This window comes from Burkholderia sp. BE12 (genome assembly GCF_002959955.1).
Taxonomy (GTDB): Bacteria; Pseudomonadota; Gammaproteobacteria; order Burkholderiales; family Burkholderiaceae; genus Burkholderia.
Map to the genome: position 1 here is coordinate 139135 of NZ_PREY01000012.1, position 19321 is coordinate 158455.

Genomic DNA, 19321 nt, shown 5'->3' on the forward strand with positions numbered 1-19321 from the left:
GTTCGCCGGAGTTCGCCGGAACCGCTCAACCGGCCGCAGCGTCGTCCGCCCGCGCAATCGGCGCCGATACGATCGGCCGGTGCGACACGCCTTCGCGCGACAACCGGCTTTCGAACAGCGTGAGCGCGTCGAACCGCAACGCAACCGCACGCCCCACCGCGCCGCCATGCGCGGGCTGGCCGACCGCGTCGTGCGGCAGCCGCGCGAGCGTCACGTGCGGACGGAAGGGCCGTCGATCGGCCGGCACGCCGAGCTCGCGCAGTTGCGTCGACAGCGCGGCATTCAACGCCGCACACGCCGGCTCGACAGCCAGTTCCGCGACGATCAGCCTCGCGCGCGGCAGGCTCGGCCACCACGCGATTCGTTCGACGGGTATCGACGGCAGTGCATGCGCGGCCGCAAGCGCCGGCAGGCATGCGGCCAGCGCATCGCAGCGCGCCCGCTCGATCGCGCCGACGAACGCGAGCGTCACGTGCAATTGCGCGGGCAGCGGGCGCCGCGCACCCCGGGTGACCGGCAGCGCGTGCAGCGCGTCGCGCGATGCCGCATCGGGCATCAGCGCAACGAACGCGCGCAGCCGGTCGCCGTTCATGACTCGCGCGCCACCGCGCGCGGCACGCGCGCCGGGTCGGCCGCGGCCGGACGTTGCGGCAACGGGCCGTGCTCGCCCCACACGTCGGTCGGCAGCACGTTCGCGAGTGCCGGGATCGTATTGCGCGTAAATACCGGATCGGCGATGCCTGCCGCACGCTGGCGACGATAGTCGGCCCACGCGGCATGCGCATACTTGCCGAGCGCCAGAATCGCGATCAGGTTGATGATCGCCATCAGCCCCATGCTCGTATCGGCCATCGCCCACACGAGCGGCAGTTGCCCGACGCTGCCGAACATCACCATGCCGAGCACCGCGATGCGGAACAGCGGCAGCACGCCGCGCCGCTTCGTGATGAATTCGACGTTGCCTTCCGCGTACGCGTAGTTGCCGATCACCGACGAGTACGCAAAGAAGAAGATCGCGAACGCCATGTAGATGCCGCCCCAGTCGCCCACGTGGCTCGCGATCGAGCGCTGCGTGAGCGCCGCGCCTTCCATGCCGGCACCCAGCTCGTACTGGCCGGACAGCAGGATCACGAACGCCGTCGCGCTGCAGATCACGATCGTGTCGACGAACACGCCGAGCATCTGGATCAACCCCTGCACGACCGGATGGCGCGTGCTGGCGGTCGCCGCCGCATTCGGCGCGCTGCCCATGCCGGCCTCGTTCGAAAACAGCCCGCGCTTCACGCCCATCGCGACCGCCTGGCTGACGGCATAGCCCGTCAGCCCGCCCGCGGCCTGCTCGAGACCAAACGCGCTTTTCACGATCAGCGCGATCACCCCCGGCACCAGCGCGATGTGCGTCGCGACCGCATAGACCGCGAGCGCGAGATAGCCGATCGCCATCACCGGCACGATCACCTGCGCGACCGCCGCGATCCGGCGGATGCCGCCGAAGATGATCGGCGCGGTCAGTAGCACGAGCCCAAGACCGACGCTCGCGCGGCTCCAGCCGAACGACGTATCAAACGCGTCGGCGATCGCATTGGCCTGCACCGCATTGAACACGAAGCCGAACGCGAGGATCAGCGACAGCGAGAACAGCACGCCGAAGCCGCGCGAGCGCAGGCCGGTCTGGATGTAGTACGCGGGGCCGCCGCGATAGCTGCCGTCCGCGTGCGACACCTTGAAGATCTGCGCGAGCGTCGCCTCAACGAACGCGGACGACATCCCGACGAGCGCCGTCATCCACATCCAGAAGATCGCGCCCGGCCCGCCGACCGTCAGCGCGACCGCGACACCCGCGATGTTGCCGGTGCCCACGCGGCTCGCGAGCCCGGTGGCGAACGCCTGGAACGACGAGATGCTGCCCGGTTCACCCTTGCTGCCGACCAGCTTCATGCTGAGGAACAGCGCCTTCAACTGGATCATCCGGAACCGCAGCGTGAACCACATGCCCACGCCGAGCAGCAGCGCGATCAGCACGTAGTTCCACAACACGCCGTTGACGGCGTCGATCAGCCCTTGCACGAATGCTTGCATCCACAGTCCTTGTAAATAGGGTCGGTCATATGCGTCGACCGCGAATGCGGCCCGAGGGGCGACATGATATGACAGTTTTCAAGGATTATTACAAAACGAAAGGAATTGAGATGACGAACAATCGAGCCCGGATGTCACCAGGTTAGACGACGCTTCACGAAAAATGCGAGATGTCGATGCAAGACCCCTGCCGCTCTGGGCTATCGGCTGGGGCGCGCCTGGCGTGAAAATCCGGACGTCGAAATGTCTTTCGGACACGCAGGCCCGGCAACCGATTGGGGACATACGCGCGAGCAGGCCATCGGGCGACGCCAAGAATTCGACTGCCGCGGTTACCCCTTCGCGTTATCCATCCCGCATTGAGAGCCCCATGATTTCCAGAGTCATACGCGGATTGTTCCGGCTGGTTCTCTGGCTGGTTATCGCAACGATCTGCACCTACGCACTACTATTTTTCGTCGTCGCGACCTCCCGATATGAAAGAACGGAAGGCAGTTGCCTCGACATGGCTCTCGATACGCTACGAAAAACAGTCCAGGCCCGCCTTCTCGAAGAGCATGGAATACCGCCGGACAGCATCCGGTTCGACGGCGCGCCGCAGTATCACGCATGGAAACTGGGTGTGTGGGAATTCCCGCTGCGCGTTGACGAAGCCCGATACACCGCGATGATCGATTGCAACGAGCAGCTTGCAAGCTACGGGCGAACCATCGATCCGCTGGGCGTCCCAACCGGGCAACCCCGCAATCGCCCGCAGCCTCAGAAATAAAAAACCGGGCGCCCTTTCGGACGCCCGGCTTTCGTCGAAACTCGCTCGCGTGGCTTATCGCGGCAGTTCCGAATGCCCCATCAGATACGCATCGACCGACCGCGCGCATTGGCGGCCTTCGCGGATCGCCCACACCACGAGCGACTGCCCGCGGCGCATGTCGCCTGCCGCGAACACCTTGTCGACCGACGTGTAGTACGAACGATCGCCTTCGGTCGCCGCACGCGCGTTGCCGCGCGCATCCTTCGCGACGCCGAACGCGTCGAGCACGGGCGCGGCCGGTTGCGTGAAGCCCATCGCGAGCAGCACGAGATCGGCCTTCATTTCGAACTCGGAACCCGGCACTTCCTGCATCTTGCCGTCCTTCCACTCGACGCGCACCGCGATCAGCTTCTCGACCTTGCCGTTCTTGCCTTCGAGGCGCTTCGTCGCGACCGCCCAGTCGCGCTCGCAGCCTTCCTCGTGCGACGAAGACGTGCGCAGCTTGATCGGCCAGTACGGCCACACGAGCGGCTTGTTTTCCTCTTCCGGCGGCTGCGGCAGCAGCTCGAACTGCGTGACCTGCTTCGCGCCGTGACGGTTCGACGTGCCGACGCAGTCCGAACCCGTATCGCCGCCGCCGATCACGATCACGTGCTTGCCCTTCGCGAGCAGTTGGTCGACAAGCTTGTCGCCCGCGTTCACGCGGTTCTGCTGCGGCAGGAAGTCCATCGCGAAATGGACGCCCGCGAGCTCGCGGCCCGGCACCGGCAAATCGCGCGGCACTTCCGAACCGCCGGCGATCACGACCGCGTCGAATTCTTCCTTCAGCGTGTCCGGCGAAATGGTTTCCTTCGCGAGGCTGCCGATCGACTCGGGCAGCGGATCCTTGCCGATGAACACGCTCGTGCGGAACGTCACGCCTTCCGCTTCCATCTGGCGCATGCGGCGATCGATCAGCCACTTCTCGAGCTTGAAATCGGGGATCCCGTAACGCAGCAGGCCGCCGATGCGGTCGTTCTTCTCGAACACCGTCACGTCGTGGCCCGCGCGCGCGAGCTGCTGCGCGGCGGCGAGGCCCGCGGGACCCGAACCGACGACCGCGACCTTCTTGCCGGTCTTGTGTTCGGCTGGCAGCGGCTTCACCCAGCCTTCCGCCCAGGCCTTGTCGATGATCGCGTGCTCGATCGACTTGATGCCGACCGGGTCGTCGTTGATCCCGAGCGTGCAGGCCGCCTCGCACGGCGCCGGGCAGATGCGGCCCGTGAACTCGGGGAAGTTGTTGGTCGAGTGCAGGACTTCGATCGCCTGCTGCCAGTCCTGGCGGTAAACGAGATCGTTGAAGTCCGGAATGATGTTGTTGACCGGGCAGCCGTTGTTGCAGAACGGGATGCCGCAATCCATGCAGCGCGCGCCCTGGACCTTCGCGTCCGCGTCGGTCAGCGCCGCGACGAATTCCTTGTAGTGCTTCACGCGCGTGAGCGGTGCTTCGTACGCCTCGTGGCGGCGTTCGAACTCCAGAAAACCGGTTGCCTTGCCCATAAGGTGCTCTTCTGTTCGGTGTATCGGGTGGGGGAGCCGCGCGCGGCAGTCAGGCGCGCGCGGCATTCGCTATGTCGTTCGTCGCTCAGGCGGCCAGCACTTCCTTCGCCGCCTTCTTCGCACCGATCTCGCCCAGCGCGCGCTTGTATTCGTGCGGGAACACCTTCACGAACTGGCGGCGCGCCGCGTCCCAGTTTTCCAGCAGCGACTTCGCGCGCGGCGAACCCGTGAACTGGAAATGACGCTCGACGAGCCCCTTGAGCAGCGCTTCGTCCGTCGTGCCTTCGTGCCAGAGCGCGCGGTCGACCGTGCGCTCCTGCTCGGCCTGCTGCAGCACCGGATCGAGCGCGACCATCGACTTGTTGCACTTCGCCGCGAACGTGCCTTCCGGATCGTAGATGTACGCGAGACCGCCCGACATGCCGGCCGCGAAGTTGCGCCCGGTCTCGCCGAGCACGACGACCGTGCCGCCCGTCATGTATTCGCAACCGTGGTCGCCCGTGCCTTCGACGACCGCCGTCGCGCCCGAGTTGCGCACGCAGAAGCGCTCGCCCGCCACGCCGCGGAAGAAGGCTTCGCCTTCGATCGCGCCGTACATCACCGTGTTGCCGCAGATGATGTTTTCCTCGGACTTGCCGCGGAAGTCGTTGGTCGGACGGATGATGATCCGGCCGCCCGACAGGCCCTTGCCGACGTAGTCGTTGCCGTCGCCGACGAGGTCGAGCGTCACGCCCTTCGCGAGGAACGCACCGAAGCTCTGGCCGGCCGTGCCCTTCAGCTGGATGTGCACCGCGTCGTCGGCCAGGCCGTCGTGGCCGTGCTTCTTCGCGATGATGCCCGACAACATCGCGCCGACCGTCCGGTTCACGTTGCGCACCGGCTGGATGAACGACACATGCTCGCCGTTCTCGATCGCGGCCTTCGCCTTTTCGATCAGCACGTGGTCGAGCGCGCGCTCGAGGCCGTGATCCTGCACGTCGACGTGACGCGGCGCGACGTCCTCGCACTCCTCCGGCTGGTAGAACACCCGCGAGAAATCGAGGCCCTTCGCCTTCCAGTGCTCGATGCCCTTGCGCGTATCGAGCAGGTCGGCGCGGCCGATCAGGTCGTCGAACTTCGCGATGCCGAGCTGCGCCATGATCTCGCGCACTTCCTCGGCGACGAAGAAGAAGTAGTTCACGACGTGCTCGGGCTGGCCCTTGAACTTCGCGCGCAGCACCGGATCCTGCGTCGCGACGCCCACCGGGCACGTGTTCAGGTGGCACTTGCGCATCATGATGCAGCCTTCGACGACGAGCGGCGCCGTCGCGAAGCCGAATTCGTCCGCGCCGAGCAGCGCGCCGATCACGACGTCGCGGCCCGTCTTCATCTGGCCGTCGGCCTGCACGCGGATGCGGCCGCGCAGGCGGTTCAGCACCAGCGTCTGCTGCGTTTCGGCGAGGCCGAGTTCCCACGGCGTGCCGGCGTGCTTGACCGACGACAGCGGCGACGCGCCCGTGCCGCCGTCATGGCCGGCGATCACGACGTGGTCGGCCTTCGCCTTCGCGACACCGGCCGCGACCGTGCCCACGCCTACTTCCGATACGAGCTTCACGGAGATGCTCGCGCTCGGGTTCACGTTCTTCAGGTCGTGGATCAGCTGCGCCAGATCCTCGATCGAGTAGATGTCGTGGTGCGGCGGCGGCGAGATCAGGCCGACGCCCGGCACCGAGTAACGCAGCTTGCCGATGTACTCGGACACCTTGTGACCCGGCAGCTGGCCGCCTTCGCCCGGCTTCGCGCCCTGCGCCATCTTGATCTGGATCTGGTCGGCCGACGCGAGGTACTCGGCGGTGACGCCGAAGCGGCCCGATGCGACCTGCTTGATCTTCGAGCGCAGCGAGTCGCCGTCCTTCAGCGGAATATCGCTGACGATCTCGTCGCCGATCACCGACTTCATCGTCTCGCCCGACTTGATCGGAATGCCGCGCAGTTCGTTGCGGTAACGCTTCTGGTCCTCGCCGCCTTCGCCGGTGTTCGACTTGCCGCCGATCCGGTTCATCGCGACCGCGAGCGTCGCGTGCGCTTCGGTGCTGATCGAACCGAGCGACATCGCGCCCGTCGCGAAGCGCTTGACGATCTCCTTCGCCGACTCGACGTCGTCGATCGGGATCGCCTTGGTCGGCTCGACCTTGAACTCGAACAGGCCGCGGAACGTCATGTGACGCTTGGTCTGGTCGTTGATCAGGTGCGCGTATTCCTTGTACGTCTGGTACGAGTTGCTGCGCGTCGCGTGCTGCAGCTTCGCGATCGAATCCGGCGTCCACATGTGGTCTTCGCCGCGCACGCGGTACGCGTACTCGCCGCCCGCGTCGAGCATGTCGCGCAGGACCGGGCTGTCGCCGAACGCGTCGCGGTGCAGGCGGATCGCTTCTTCCGCGACTTCGAACAGGCCGATGCCGCCGACCTTCGACGCCGTGCCCTTGAAGTACTTCTCAACGAGGTCGCTCGACAGGCCGAGCGCTTCGAAGATCTGCGCGCCGGTGTACGACATGTACGTCGAGATGCCCATCTTCGACATCACCTTCTGCAGGCCCTTGCCGACCGCCTTCGTGAAGTTGTAGACGGCCTTCTCCGGCGACAGGTCGCCCGGCAGGCCTTCCGCCATCTTCGCGAGCGTTTCCATCGCGAGGTACGGGTGCACGGCTTCCGCGCCATAGCCCGCGAGCAACGCGAAGTGATGCGTTTCACGTGCGGAGCCCGTCTCGACGACGAGGCCCGTGCTCGTACGCAGCCCTTGCTGGACGAGGTGCGTGTGGATCGCCGACGTGGCGAGCAGCGCGGGAATGGCGACATGCTCGGCGTCGGTCTTGCGGTCCGACACGATCAGCATGTTGTAGCCCGACTTCACCGCGTCGACGGCCTCCGCGCACAGCGACGCGAGGCGTGCCTCGATGCCTTCCTTGCCCCACGCCACGGGATAGCAGATGTTCAGTTCGTACGCGCTGAACTTGCCGCCCGTGTACTGGTCGATCGCGCGGATCTTCGCGATGTCCTTGAAGTCGAGCACCGGCTGCGACACTTCGAGACGCATCGGCGGGTTGATGTTGTTCGTGTCGAGCAGGTTTGGCTTCGGGCCGACGAACGACACGAGCGACATCACCATGTTCTCGCGGATCGGGTCGATCGGCGGGTTCGTGACCTGCGCGAACAGCTGCTTGAAGTAGTGATAGAGCGTCTTGTTCTTGTTCGACATCACCGCAAGCGGCGAGTCGTTGCCCATCGAGCCGACGGCTTCCTCGCCCTGCTGCGCCATCGGCGCCATCAGGAACTTCAGGTCTTCCTGCGTATAGCCGAACGCCTGCTGGCGGTCGAGCAGCGCGGCGCCCTGCGTGCGGCCGGCCGCGACGTCCTCGGCCTTCGGCTCGATCTCGTCGAGCTTGATGCGCACGGCGTCGATCCAGCTCTTGTACGGCTTCGCGTTCGCGAGGTTGTCCTTCAGTTCCTTGTCGTCGATGATGCGGCCGTGCTCCATGTCGATCAGGAACATCTTGCCCGGCTGCAGGCGCCACTTCTTGACGATCTTCGATTCGGGGATCGGCAGCGTGCCGGCTTCCGACGCCATGATGACGAGGTCGTCGTCGGTCACGATGTAGCGCGCCGGGCGCAGGCCGTTACGATCGAGCGTCGCGCCGATCTGGCGGCCGTCGGTGAACGCGATCGCGGCCGGGCCGTCCCACGGCTCCATCATCGCGGCGTGGTATTCGTAGAACGCGCGGCGGTTCTCGTCCATCAGCGTGTGCTGTTCCCACGCTTCCGGGATCATCATCATCACCGCGTGCACGAGCGGGTACCCGGCCATCACCAGCAGTTCGAGACAGTTGTCGAACGATGCGGTATCCGACTGGCCCGGGTAGATCAGCGGCCACAGCTTGGGGAGATCGTCGGCGAGCACGTGCGACGCGATCGCGCCGGTACGCGCGTTCAGCCAGTTCACGTTGCCCTTCACGGTGTTGATCTCGCCGTTGTGCGCGATCATCCGGTACGGGTGAGCCAGCTCCCACGCCGGGAACGTGTTGGTCGAGAAGCGCTGGTGCACGAGCGCGAGCGCCGACACGACGCGCGGGTCCTGCAGGTCGCGATAGTACACGCCGACCTGGCCCGCCAGCAGCAGCCCCTTGTAGACGACCGTGCGCGCCGACATCGACGGCACGAAGTATTCCTTGCCGTGCTTGAGCTTCAGCGCCTGGATGCGGTGGCTCGCCGTCTTGCGGATCACGTACAGCTTCCGCTCGAGCGCGTCCGTCACCATGATGTCCTTGCCGCGACCGATGAAGATCTGGCGGATCAGCGGCTCGCTCGCCTTGACCGTCGGCGAGATCGGCATCGCGTGGTCGACCGGCACGTCGCGCCAGCCCAGCACGACCTGGCCTTCGGCCTTCACCGTACGCTCGAGCTCCTGCTCGCACGCCAGACGCGACGCGTTCTCCTTCGGCAGGAAGATCATCCCGACCCCGTATTCGCCGGCCGGCGGCAGGTTCACGTCCTGCTTCGCCATTTCCTCGCGATAGAACGCGTCCGGAATCTGGATCAGGATGCCCGCGCCGTCGCCCATCAGCGGATCGGCGCCGACCGCGCCCCGGTGATCGAGGTTCTCGAGGATCTTCAGACCCTGCTGAATGATCTCGTGGCTCTTCTTGCCCTTGATGTGAGCGACGAAGCCGACGCCGCAGGCGTCGTGTTCGTTTTGCGGGTCGTACAGACCTTGTGCGGCGGGCACCGCGGCGAGCGGCTGCTGGTGGTCGTTCATGGGGACACCGTCGTAAAGGGGGCCTGGAGGCCGTTGAACCGTTTTCTTGTTGCCATCGATCCCGCTCCCGACGGGAGACGGCGCGGCCGACAGTGGTGGGCAAAGCTTCGCCCGGGCCACCGGAATTCGGAATATACGCGACGAATCAAGGGAATAGCAACAAAAACCGCTTGATAGAACCCCAATTAAACGAATGCCTTGATGTGGTGCCTATTTATTGGGGTCGTATCGTTTTGGTGCAAAAAGAAGCGGCGCCCGCAGCGCCGCTTCTGGCCCGCCTTTCCGGCCTTACTGCTGGATCGGCGGCGTGTTCTCGCGCACCTTTCTGGGGCGTCCGCGCGGCAACGGCGAAACGCGCCGGTTCGCGGTGCGCGCCGCCCACTCGCGGTAATTCTCGCCGCCGAGCACCCAGCCCTTCAGCGTCGCCTGCTGCAGCTGGTCGGCCTGCCGCTCGTCGAGCGGCTGCTCGCACAGCTCCTTGTACGCGCGCTGACGGTCGAACGGCGTGTTGCCGAGCGCCCAGTAGAGCGGATGGTCGGTGATCAGGCTGTCGACGGTGAGCCCGACGTGATGCCGGTAGCTCGACCACCGATAGGCCTCGGGCGTCGCGACGAGCTGCGAGCGCACCGGGCTCATCTCGACCACGCGGCTCGCGAGCAGGAAATAGCGCTCGCCTTCGATCACCGTCGCGCGATAGCGGCCTTCCCACAGGGTGCCGCGCCGCGAATAGCGCCGGTTGAAATGCGCGACGTAGCGACGGCCCACGGCCTGCATCGCCTTCGGCAGGCTGGCCTCGTCGCTCGGCGTCACGAGCAGTTGCACCTGGCGCGGCAGCAGCACGTAGGCATGCACCGACAGGTGATGATCGCGTGCGGCGGCCTTCAGGCAATCGATGAAGAGTTCGTAGTCCTGGTCGTCGACGAACGCGGGTTGCTGATCCAGGCCGCGCAGTATCACGTGCTGCGGCTGGTCGGGAACGTAGAGTCGTGCTAACCGTGCCATGCTGAATGTCCGTTTGAACGCGTTAGGAAATACCCGGAGGTCCGAAATTGCGCACCTGCGTAGAATGCCTGTCCCTGCGGCGCGCGTAAGCGTACGGTCGTGCGAATCCTAGGGAGAAAACTCTAACTTACGAGCTTGTTTGGTTTTAAACGCAGTCGTCATAATGAGCACGCCTTTGATCGGAGGAGACACAATGAAACGAAAACTGGCCATTACGGGGGCCGCAGCGCTCGCATTCACGTTCGCGGGCGGTACGGCACATGCACAATCCGCAGGTGATTTCTACGTCAGCACCGGCTGGCTGCACCTTTCGCCGCAGGACAGCAGCGATCCGCTGTTCGTCTACCGCGTAGGCGGCACGCCCATCAACCAATCAATTCCCAACACCGGCGCCGGCATCAACGATGCCGATACGCTGGGGCTCGCAGCGGGTTACTTCGTCACCGACCATATCTCCACCGAACTCGTGATGGGGATCCCGCCGAAGTTCGACATTACCGGCAAGGGTCAGTTCGAAAAGTTCGGCGTACTCGGCCGTGCGTACCAGTGGAGCCCCGCCGTGTTGCTTCGCTACCACTTCAACGACGCCAACGCGAAGTTCCGTCCGTATGTCGGCGTCGGCGCAACGTATATCTGGTTCACCGGCGCGAAGATCACGAACGGCGCGTTCGAGAACGGCGTGCTCGGCGGCCCGACCAGCGCCACGACCAGCAATCAGTGGGCCCCGGTGCTCAATGCCGGCTTCACGTACAACTTCACGAAGCACTGGTTCGCGGGTCTGTCGCTGTCGTACATCCCCGTCAGCGTGACCGCGACCTTCACGACGGCCCGCCGCACGCCGGTCGGTACGCTGACGGAAACGTCGAAGGCCCACATCTCGCTGAACCCGATCGTCACGTACCTGAACGTCGGCTACCGCTTCTAAGCGTAGTCGAATATTTGGGGAATGGTTAATCCTGCTGCAATTTGTAGCGGATTTTTCCTGGCGTAACGTCTCCACGATGCAAAACGCCCCGGCGGGAATCCCGTCGGGGCGTCGTTTTTTCGCGTCAGGCACGCTCCGGGCGAGAGTTTTACCGGACGCCGCGGGAGCCGCGGCCGTCAGACGACGTCGATGTCGTCCAGCGCATCGGGCGCGATCAGGTCGATGCGGTCCGTGCAGACGGCATCGACGCCCCAGCGCGCGAGTTCGCGCGCCCGTTCGAGGTCGTTCACCGTGTAAACCAGGATGCGCAGCCCGGCGGCCTTGATCGCGCGCACGAGCGGTTCGTCGAGCCGGCTGTGGTCTGCATGCAACGATACGCAGCCGAGCGCGTCGACAACCTGCGCATGCCAGTCGGCCGGCACGACTTCGTAGAGCATCCCGCGCGGCAGCGCCGGCACGCTCGCGCGCGCCTGCTGCAGTGCGTCGAACGAGAACGACGACAGCAGCGGCGCCATGGCGGCATCGCGCCAGTACGCGGCTGCGTCGGCCGCCACGCGCTGCCCGGTTTCACGCTCGCGCCCCGGGCACGGCTTGATCTCGACGTTCGCGGCCAGCCCGTGCGCGATGCAGCGCGCCGCCGCAGCCTCGAGCGTGGGCATCCGTTCGCCCGCGAAGCGCGCATCGCGCCACGCGCCCGCGTCGAGCGCGGCCAGCGCCGCATAACGCATGCCCGCCGCGGCTCCGTGGCCGTTCGACGTCCGGTCGACCGTGTCGTCGTGCAGCAGGAACGTCACGTCGTCGGCCGACAGCTTCGCGTCGAACTCGACCATCCGGTGACCGCGCCGCGCGCCCTCGTCGAGCGCGGCAAGCGTGTTCTCCGGCGCGAGCGTGCCGCCGCCGCGATGGGCGACGACGCGCGGAAAGGGCCAGTCGGTGCGGATCGTCATCGTCGGTCTCCCGGCAGTCGGACGGTTTCAGCCGGCACGCTTGCCGGTTTCGGGATCGAAGAAATGCAGCCGGTGCGCGGGCAGCGCCGCCGCCAGCGCCGTGCCGCGCGCGGGGCGGTCCGCGTGCGGCAGGCGCACCGCAACGTCGTGATTGCCCCAGCGGCCGTGCGCGAGATTGTCCGCGCCGAGCAGCTCGCACGAATCCACCGGTAGCATCGCCTGCGCGACGCCCGGCTGCGGCGTCATGTGTTCGGGGCGTACGCCGAGCACCCAGTCGCGCCCGGCGGCGATTTCGCGGCCGATGCCCGGCGCGCCGGCGACCGGCAGCGCGGGGCCGCCGCCCGCGACCGTGAAGGTCGCGCCGTCTTCCGACAGCCGGCCGTGCATCAGGTTCATCGCCGGCGAGCCGATGAAGCCCGCGACGAACACCGTGGCGGGCTTCTCGTACACGTCGACCGGCGCGCCGATCTGCTCCGCGTAACCGCGGTTCATCACGATCACGCGCTGCGCGAGCGTCATCGCCTCGATCTGGTCGTGCGTCACGTACACGCTCGTCGTCGCGAGCCGCGCGTGCAGCCGCTGGATCTCGAGCCGCATCTGCACGCGCAGCTTCGCGTCGAGGTTCGACAACGGCTCGTCGAACAGGAACACCGCCGGCTCGCGCACGATCGCGCGCCCCATCGCGACGCGCTGCCGCTGGCCGCCCGACAATTCGCGCGGCCGCCGCGCGAGCAGCGGCTCGAGCTCGAGGATCTTCGCGGCCGCGGCCACCCGCGAATCGATCGTCGCGCGCTCGATGCCGCGAATCTTCAGCCCGTAGCCCATGTTCTGCGCGACCGTCATGTGCGGGTACAGCGCATAGTTCTGGAACACCATCGCGATGTCGCGATCCTTCGGCTCCAGCGTGTTGACGACCCGGTCGCCGATCGCGATCTCGCCGTCCGTCACGGACTCGAGCCCCGCGATCATCCGCAGCAACGTCGACTTGCCGCAGCCCGACGGGCCGACCAGCACGATGAATTCGCCGTCGGCGATCTCCACGTCGATGCCATGCAGCACGTGCTGCTTGCCGTCGTAGGATTTCCTGACGCCCTTCAAGCTTAGCGCAGCCATACCTGGTCCTTCTCCCGGTTACCGTCGGTCGTTCATTTCTCGGAATCGACGAGGCCGCGCACGAACCAGCGCTGCATCGCCAGCACGACGAAGAGCGGCGGGATCATCGCCAGCAGCGTCGCCGCCATCACGTATTGCCATTCGGTCGCGGCGTCGCCGCTCGCAATCATTGTCTTGATGCCGACGACCGCCGTCGACAGCGACGCTTCCGTCGTGATCAGGATCGGCCACAGATACTGGTTCCAGCCGTAGATGAACGTGATCACGAACAGCGCAGCGATGCTCGTCTTCGACAGCGGCAGCACGACGTCCCAGAAGAAGCGCAGCGGCCCCGCGCCGTCGATGCGCGCCGCATCCATCAGCTCGTCGGGCAGCGTCATGAAGAACTGACGGAACAGGAACGTCGCGGTCGCCGATGCGATCAGCGGCATCGTGAGCCCGGCATAGGTATTCGTCAGATGCAGCGTCGACACGACCTGCACGGTCGGGAAGATCCGCACTTCCACCGGCAGCATCAGCGTGACGAAGATCAGCCAGAACGCCGTGTTGCGAAAGGGGAAGCGGAAATAGACGATCGCGTACGCGGACAGGATCGACACCGCGATCTTGCCGACCGCGATCCCGAGCGCCATCGCGAAGCTGTTCACCAGCAGGCGGCCGAACGGCGCCGTCGTGCCGCCGCTGCCGTGCCCCCAGATGTACGCGACGTTCTCGAACAGGTGCGTGCTCGGCACGAGCGACAGCGGCACCGTGAACACTTCCTGCGCGTTCATCGTCGCCGCGCAGAACGCGACGTAGACGGGAAACACGATCAGCACGACGCCGGCGATCAGCACCGCGTGGCAGAACAGGTCGAAGCCCTTGCGATTTTCGATCATGCGTATTGCACCCTGCGTTCGACGAAGCGGAACTGGATCACCGTGAGCCCCACGACGATGATCATCAGCACGACCGACTGCGCGCCCGAACTGCCGATGTCGAGCCCCTGGAAGCCTTCCGCGAAGATCTTGTAGATCAGCGTCTTGGTGCTCTGCGCCGGGCCGCCGCCGGTGGCCGCGTCGATCACCGGGAAGGTGTCGAAGAACGCGTAGACGAGGTTCACGACCAGCAGGAAGAAACTCGTCGGCGACAGCAGCGGCAGCACGATGTTGAAGAAGCGCCGCACCGGCCCCGCGCCGTCGATCGCCGCCGCCTCGATCAGCGAGCGCGGGATCGCCTGCAGCCCCGCGTAGAAGAACAGGAAGTTGTAGCTCACCTGCTTCCATACCGACGCCAGCACGACGAGAAACATCGCCTGGCCGCCGTTCAGCGCGTGGTTCCACACGATGCCGCCCTTCGCGAGCGCATACGTGATCAGGCCGATGCTCGGGTTGAACAGGAATGCCCACAGCACGGCCGCGATCGTCGGTGCGACCGCGTACGGCCAGATCAGCAGCGTGCGGTACACGCGCGCGCCGCGGATCACGCGGTCGGCGCAGGCGGCGAGCAGCAGCGACACGACGAGCCCGCTCACCGTGACGAGCGAACTGAACACGAGCGTCGTGCGGAACGAATCGAGATACAGCGGATCGGCGAACAGGTGCATGAAGTTCGCGAAGCCGACGAATTCGCTCGACGTGCCGAACGCGTCCTGCATCTGCGTGGACTGCCACAGCGCGACGCCGGCCGGCCACAGGAAGAACACGGCGGTGATCGCGAGCTGCGGCGCGATCAGCAGGTACGGCACCGGGCTCGTACCGAAACGGGAACGGGATTGCATCGCGGGTGTCCGGTCAGGCGAAACGGAAGGGAAGCCGCGCCGCCGGACGGCACGCGCTGACGCGCGGCGCCGCCGGCGGCACGAACGCGATGCGTGCTCAGCCGCCCGACTTCTCGAAGCGGCGCAGCAGTTCGTCGCCGCGCGAGGCGGCCGAATCGAGCGCGTCCTTCGGCGACTTCTTCTGCGCCCAGACCTGTTCGAACTCCTCGTCGACGACCGTGCGGATCTGCGGCATGTTGCCCAGCCGCAGCCCCTTCGTGTACGGCAGCGGCGGCTTGTTCAGCATCTGCTTGATCGCGGTTTCGGCGCTCGGGTTCTTCGCGTAGAAGCCCTGCTGGCGCGTCAGGTCGTACGCGGCGGTCGTGACCGGCAGGTAGCCGGTGTCCTGATGCCACTTCGCGGCGACGGCAGGCGTTGCCAGGTACGCGAGGAATTTCGCGACGCCCTTGTAGGTCGCCGGATCCTTGCCGGCCAGCACCCACAGGCTCGCGCCACCGATGATCGCGTTCTGCGGCGCGCCCTTCACGTTCGCGTCGTACGGCATCATCCCCGTGCCGTAGCTGAACTTCGCGAATTTCTGCACGTTCGCGAGCGCCCCCGACGACGTCGTCAGGATCCCGCAGTCGCCGCTGTAGAACTTCGCCGACGCTTCATCCTTGCGGCCCGCGTACGTGAACGTGCCGTCCTTCGCCATCTCCTGCAGGAACGCGACATGCGCGATCTGCTGCGGCTTGTTGAACTCCAGCACGGCGTCCGTACCGTCGAAGCCGTTGTTGCGGCTCGCGAACGGCAGCCCATGCCATGCGCTGTAGTTTTCGAGCTGGATCCAGCCCTGCCAACCGGTCGTGAAGCCGCAGGCCATCCCCGACTTGCGCAGCTTCTCGGCATCGGCCTTCACGTCGGCCCACGTCTTCGGCGGCTGGTTCGGATCGAGGCCTGCCTTCTTGAACGCGTCCTTGTTGTAGTACAGCACCGGCGTCGAGCTGTTGAACGGCATCGAGACCAGGTGGCCCGTCTTCGCGTCGCTGTAGTAGCTCGCGATGGTCGGCACGAACGCCTTTTCGTCGAGCGTCACGCCGGCCTGCTTGAACACGTCGTGGACCGGCACGACCGCCTTCTTCGCCTGCATCATCGTCGCCGTGCCGACTTCATACACCTGCAGGATCGCCGGCGCGTTGCCGCTGCGATAGGCCGCGATGCCGGCCGCGAGCGCCTGGTCGTAGGTGCCCTTGAAGACGGGCACGATCTTGTAGTCGCTTTGCGACGCGTTGAACTGATCGGCGATCGCATTGACCCGCTCGCCGAGCGCGGCCTCCATCGCATGCCAGAACTGGATTTCCGTCGCGGCGAGCGCGACGTGCTGCACCCCGAACATCAGCGCGCCACCGAGCGCGATCGACCGGACCAGTGTCCCCGCAGGCTTCTTCTTCATCGACCTCTCCTATGAAAACGTTACCAACAGCGTGTGCAACATCCCCGTCGCCATTGAACCGGCGAAGTCTAGTGATCGTTTGTGACAGTCAGTTGTCGTTGATGACGAACAGGCGCTGGTATTCCTTCAGCGCGAAGCGGTCGGTCATGCCGGCGATGTAGTGCGCGACGAGACGCGGCTGCTGCGCCGTGTCGTCGGACTGGTACGGCGGCGGCAGCAGACGCGGATCCTCGATGAACGCGTCGAACAACCCCGTGACGACGCGTTGCGCCTTGCTCGCCATGCGCATCACCTTGTAGTGGCGATACAGGTTCTTGAAGAGGAAGCGCTTGAGGGCCGCTGCCTGCGCGGCAACCTCGGGGCTGTGCGACACGAGCGGCGGTGCGTCGCGCACGTCGTCGAGCGAGGCGGGCGCGGCGCGCACGAGATTGCGCGTCGTCTCGTCGATCAGGTCGACGATCAGCGTGTTGATGATCCGGCGCACCGTCTCGTGCACGAGACGGCGGCCTTCGAGGTGCGGGAATTCGGCGAGCGCCGCTTCGTAGTGACGCTGCCACAGCTCGACTTCCGCGAGCTGTTCGATCGTGATCAGGCCGGAGCGCAGGCCGTCGTCGACGTCGTGGTTGTTGTAGGCGATTTCGTCCGCGATGTTCGCGAGCTGCGCTTCGAGCGACGGCTGGCGGCCCTGCAGGAAGCGCTCGCCGAGCGCGCCGAGCTTGCGCGCATTCTCGCGCGAGCAGTGCTTCAGAATGCCTTCGCGCGTCTCGAAGCACAGGTTCAATCCGTTGAACGCGCCGTAGTGCTCCTCGAGCTCGTCGACCACGGCGAGGCTCTGCAGGTTGTGCTCGAAGCCGCCGTGCTCGCGCATGCACGCATTCAGCGCGTCCTGCCCGGCATGGCCGAACGGCGTATGGCCGAGATCGTGCGCGAGCGAGATCGCTTCGACGAGATCCTCGTTCAGGCGCAGGTTGCGCGCGACCGAGCGCGCGATCTGCGCGACTTCGAGGCTGTGCGTGAGGCGTGTGCGGAACAGGTCGCCTTCGTGATTGACGAAGACCTGCGTCTTGTATTCGAGCCGGCGAAACGCGGTCGAATGGACGATGCGGTCGCGATCGCGCTGGAATTCGGTGCGCGCCGCCGGCGGGGTTTCCGGATGGCGGCGGCCGCGAGACTGCGACGCGTGCGCGGCATACGGAGCGAGATGGGCTTCCAGCGCCGCCAGCGTCGGCGGCTCGGCCACCGGCGCGGTGGATGCGCGGCCGGCTTCGGGCAGTGTGCTGCTGGATGTCTCGCTCACGTCTCCTCCATGTCAGGGGCGCCGGGGCATCCGGGTCGCCGTTAGCGCGTCGTCTGCGCCAGTGTAGCGAATACCGCTTCGTCCGGCGCCTGCGTGATCAGCGTATCGCCGAATCGCTTCAGCAGGATGAACTTGATCGCGCCGGCCTCGGCCTTCTTGTCGACGCGCATCAGATCCATGTAGCGCGCGTCGCCGAGCGCGGGCCCGCGGGTCGGCAGATGCGCGGCCGCGATCACCGCATCGAGGCGCTGCCGCGACGCTTCGTCGAAGAGACCGAGCCGCACCGACAGGTCGCCGGCCATCACCATCCCGCAGCCGACCGCCTCGCCGTGCAGCCATTCGCCGTAGCCGAGCCCGGCCTCGATCGCATGGCCGAACGTGTGGCCGAAATTCAGGATCGCGCGCAGGCCGCCTTCGCGCTCGTCGGCCGCGACGACGCTCGCCTTGATCTCGCACGAACGCTTCACCGCATGCGCGAGCGCAGCCGGCTCGCGACGGTTCAGCGCATCGACGTTCGCCTCGATCCAGTCGAAGAATTCGGCATCGGCGATCGCGCCCGTCTTGATGACTTCGGCGACGCCCGCCGCCAGTTCGCGATCGGGCAGCGTCGTCAGCGCGCCGATGTCCGCGATCACGGCCTGCGGCTGGTAGAACGCGCCGATCATGTTCTTGCCGAGCGGGTGATTGATGCCCGTCTTGCCGCCGACCGACGAATCGACCTGCGACAGCAATGTGGTCGGTACCTGGATGAACGGCACGCCGCGCATGTAGCACGCGGCGGCAAAGCCCGTCATGTCGCCGACCACGCCGCCGCCGAGCGCGACGAGCGTCGTCTTGCGATCCGCGTGATCCGTGAGCAGACCGTCGAAGATCAGGTTCAGCGTTTCCCAGTTCTTGTACGCCTCGCCGTCCGGCAGCACCACCGTCGACACGCGCTTGCCGAGCGGCGCGAGCGCCGCGCGCAGCGCGTCGCCGTAGAGCGGATCGACCGTCGTGTTCGTGACGATCGTGACGGACGAACCCTTGATGTGGGGAGCGAACAGCTCGGTGCGGCCAATCAGGCCGGCGCCAATATGAATCGGATAGGCGCGGTCGCCCAGGTCGACGTTGACGGTAATCATGCTTGTAGCGGCTTGGCGATGACGCCGGCCAGTTCGAGTTGCATCAGCACCATGTTGACGAGACCGTTGACTGATGGACGGCCGGTCTCGATGACGAAATCCGCGCATTCGCGGTACAGCGGGTCGCGCACTTCGTACAGCGCTTCGAGACGCCCCTTCGGATCTTCCGTCTGCAACAGCGGGCGGTTCTTGTCCTTGCGCGTGCGCAGCCACAGATCGTGCGGATTGGCGCGCAGGTAGACGACGATGCCGTTGGTTTTCAGGCTGTCGCGATTTTCCGGGCGCAACACCGCGCCGCCGCCCGTCGCGAGCACGATGTTCTCGCGCTGCGCGAGATCGGCGATTACCTGCGTTTCGCGATCGCGAAACCCGGCCTCGCCCTCCAGCTCGAAGATCACCGGAATGCGCGCGCCCGTACGGGCCTCGATTTCGTGGTCGGAGTCGAAGAACGTCCTGTCGAGACGACGCGCGACCGCACGGCCCACGGTGGTCTTACCCGCTCCCATAAGGCCGACGAAAAATACGTTTGCATGTGGGTCCCGCGCTTGCAACGGCTTCCTCTGCTTC

Annotated in this window: 15 protein-coding genes; 2 read left to right on the forward strand and 13 right to left on the reverse strand. The window is 66.0% G+C overall.

The genetic code is table 11. From position 1 onward, the window contains the following. Window positions 1–25: 25 nt before the first annotated feature. Together thpR and C4B30_RS15910 are read right to left on the reverse strand one after the other, a co-directional pair. Window positions 26–592, reverse strand: coding sequence for an RNA 2',3'-cyclic phosphodiesterase (thpR, locus tag C4B30_RS15905; RefSeq protein WP_027783334.1), 567 nt, complete (start codon window positions 590–592; stop codon window positions 26–28). Next, window positions 589–2079, reverse strand: coding sequence for an alanine/glycine:cation symporter family protein (locus C4B30_RS15910; RefSeq protein ID WP_027783333.1), 1491 nt, complete (start codon window positions 2077–2079; stop codon window positions 589–591). The genes thpR and C4B30_RS15910 overlap by 4 nt, the downstream gene beginning before the upstream one ends. Before the next feature lie 370 nt (window positions 2080–2449). Here C4B30_RS15910 and C4B30_RS15915 point away from each other — a divergent pair, with 370 nt between their 5' ends. Then, entirely contained in the window at window positions 2450–2848 is a 399-nt protein-coding gene (locus C4B30_RS15915) for a hypothetical protein (RefSeq protein ID WP_027783332.1), read from the forward strand. A gap of 54 nt (window positions 2849–2902) precedes the next feature. On the opposite strand, the gene C4B30_RS15920 is transcribed toward C4B30_RS15915, so the two are convergent. The 3 genes from C4B30_RS15920 to C4B30_RS15935 all read right to left on the reverse strand — a co-directional run bounded on the left by C4B30_RS15920 (window position 2903) and on the right by C4B30_RS15935 (window position 10160). Further along, window positions 2903–4369, reverse strand: coding sequence for a glutamate synthase subunit beta (locus tag C4B30_RS15920; protein WP_089499483.1), 1467 nt, complete (start codon window positions 4367–4369; stop codon window positions 2903–2905). An 85-nt stretch (window positions 4370–4454) separates the two neighbouring features. Continuing rightward, entirely contained in the window at window positions 4455–9158 is a 4704-nt protein-coding gene (locus C4B30_RS15925; protein ID WP_105132677.1) for a glutamate synthase-related protein, read from the reverse strand. Window positions 9159–9446: 288 nt separating this feature from the next. Beyond that, entirely contained in the window at window positions 9447–10160 is a 714-nt protein-coding gene (locus tag C4B30_RS15935; RefSeq protein ID WP_027783329.1) for a transposase, read from the reverse strand. A gap of 193 nt (window positions 10161–10353) precedes the next feature. On the opposite strand from C4B30_RS15935, the gene C4B30_RS15940 reads away from it, so the two are divergent. Next, on the forward strand, window positions 10354–11085 hold the full coding sequence (locus C4B30_RS15940) for an OmpW/AlkL family protein (RefSeq protein ID WP_027783328.1): 732 nt from the start codon (window positions 10354–10356) through the stop codon (window positions 11083–11085). Window positions 11086–11261: 176 nt separating this feature from the next. On the opposite strand, the gene ugpQ is transcribed toward C4B30_RS15940, so the two are convergent. From ugpQ to C4B30_RS15980, 8 genes are all read right to left on the reverse strand, one after another. After that, window positions 11262–12032, reverse strand: a complete 771-nt coding sequence (gene ugpQ / locus C4B30_RS15945; protein ID WP_105132678.1) for a glycerophosphodiester phosphodiesterase — start codon at window positions 12030–12032, stop codon at window positions 11262–11264. A gap of 27 nt (window positions 12033–12059) precedes the next feature. Further along, window positions 12060–13145, reverse strand: a complete 1086-nt coding sequence (locus C4B30_RS15950; protein WP_027783326.1) for a sn-glycerol-3-phosphate import ATP-binding protein UgpC — start codon at window positions 13143–13145, stop codon at window positions 12060–12062. A 32-nt stretch (window positions 13146–13177) separates the two neighbouring features. Next, complete coding sequence (gene ugpE / locus C4B30_RS15955) at window positions 13178–14023, reverse strand: sn-glycerol-3-phosphate ABC transporter permease UgpE (protein ID WP_105132679.1); 846 nt, start codon at window positions 14021–14023, stop codon at window positions 13178–13180. Next, the gene (gene ugpA, locus C4B30_RS15960; protein WP_105132680.1) at window positions 14020–14904 is read right to left on the reverse strand and encodes a sn-glycerol-3-phosphate ABC transporter permease UgpA; all 885 of its coding nucleotides are present in this window, start codon (window positions 14902–14904) and stop codon (window positions 14020–14022) included. Before ugpA ends, ugpE begins: the two co-directional genes overlap by 4 nt. Window positions 14905–15001: 97 nt before the next feature. Continuing rightward, the gene (ugpB, locus tag C4B30_RS15965) at window positions 15002–16336 is read right to left on the reverse strand and encodes a sn-glycerol-3-phosphate ABC transporter substrate-binding protein UgpB (protein WP_027783323.1); all 1335 of its coding nucleotides are present in this window, start codon (window positions 16334–16336) and stop codon (window positions 15002–15004) included. Between the two features lie 88 nt (window positions 16337–16424). Then, the gene (locus C4B30_RS15970; RefSeq protein ID WP_089499479.1) at window positions 16425–17633 is read right to left on the reverse strand and encodes a deoxyguanosinetriphosphate triphosphohydrolase; all 1209 of its coding nucleotides are present in this window, start codon (window positions 17631–17633) and stop codon (window positions 16425–16427) included. Between the two features lie 41 nt (window positions 17634–17674). Next, window positions 17675–18754: a 3-dehydroquinate synthase gene (gene aroB, locus C4B30_RS15975; protein WP_027783321.1), complete on the reverse strand. Its 1080-nt coding sequence runs from the start codon at window positions 18752–18754 to the stop codon at window positions 17675–17677. Then, a complete protein-coding gene (locus C4B30_RS15980) occupies window positions 18751–19305 on the reverse strand; it encodes a shikimate kinase (RefSeq protein WP_027783320.1) in 555 nt (184 codons plus the stop codon). The genes aroB and C4B30_RS15980 overlap by 4 nt, the downstream gene beginning before the upstream one ends. Window positions 19306–19321: the final 16 nt, after the last annotated feature.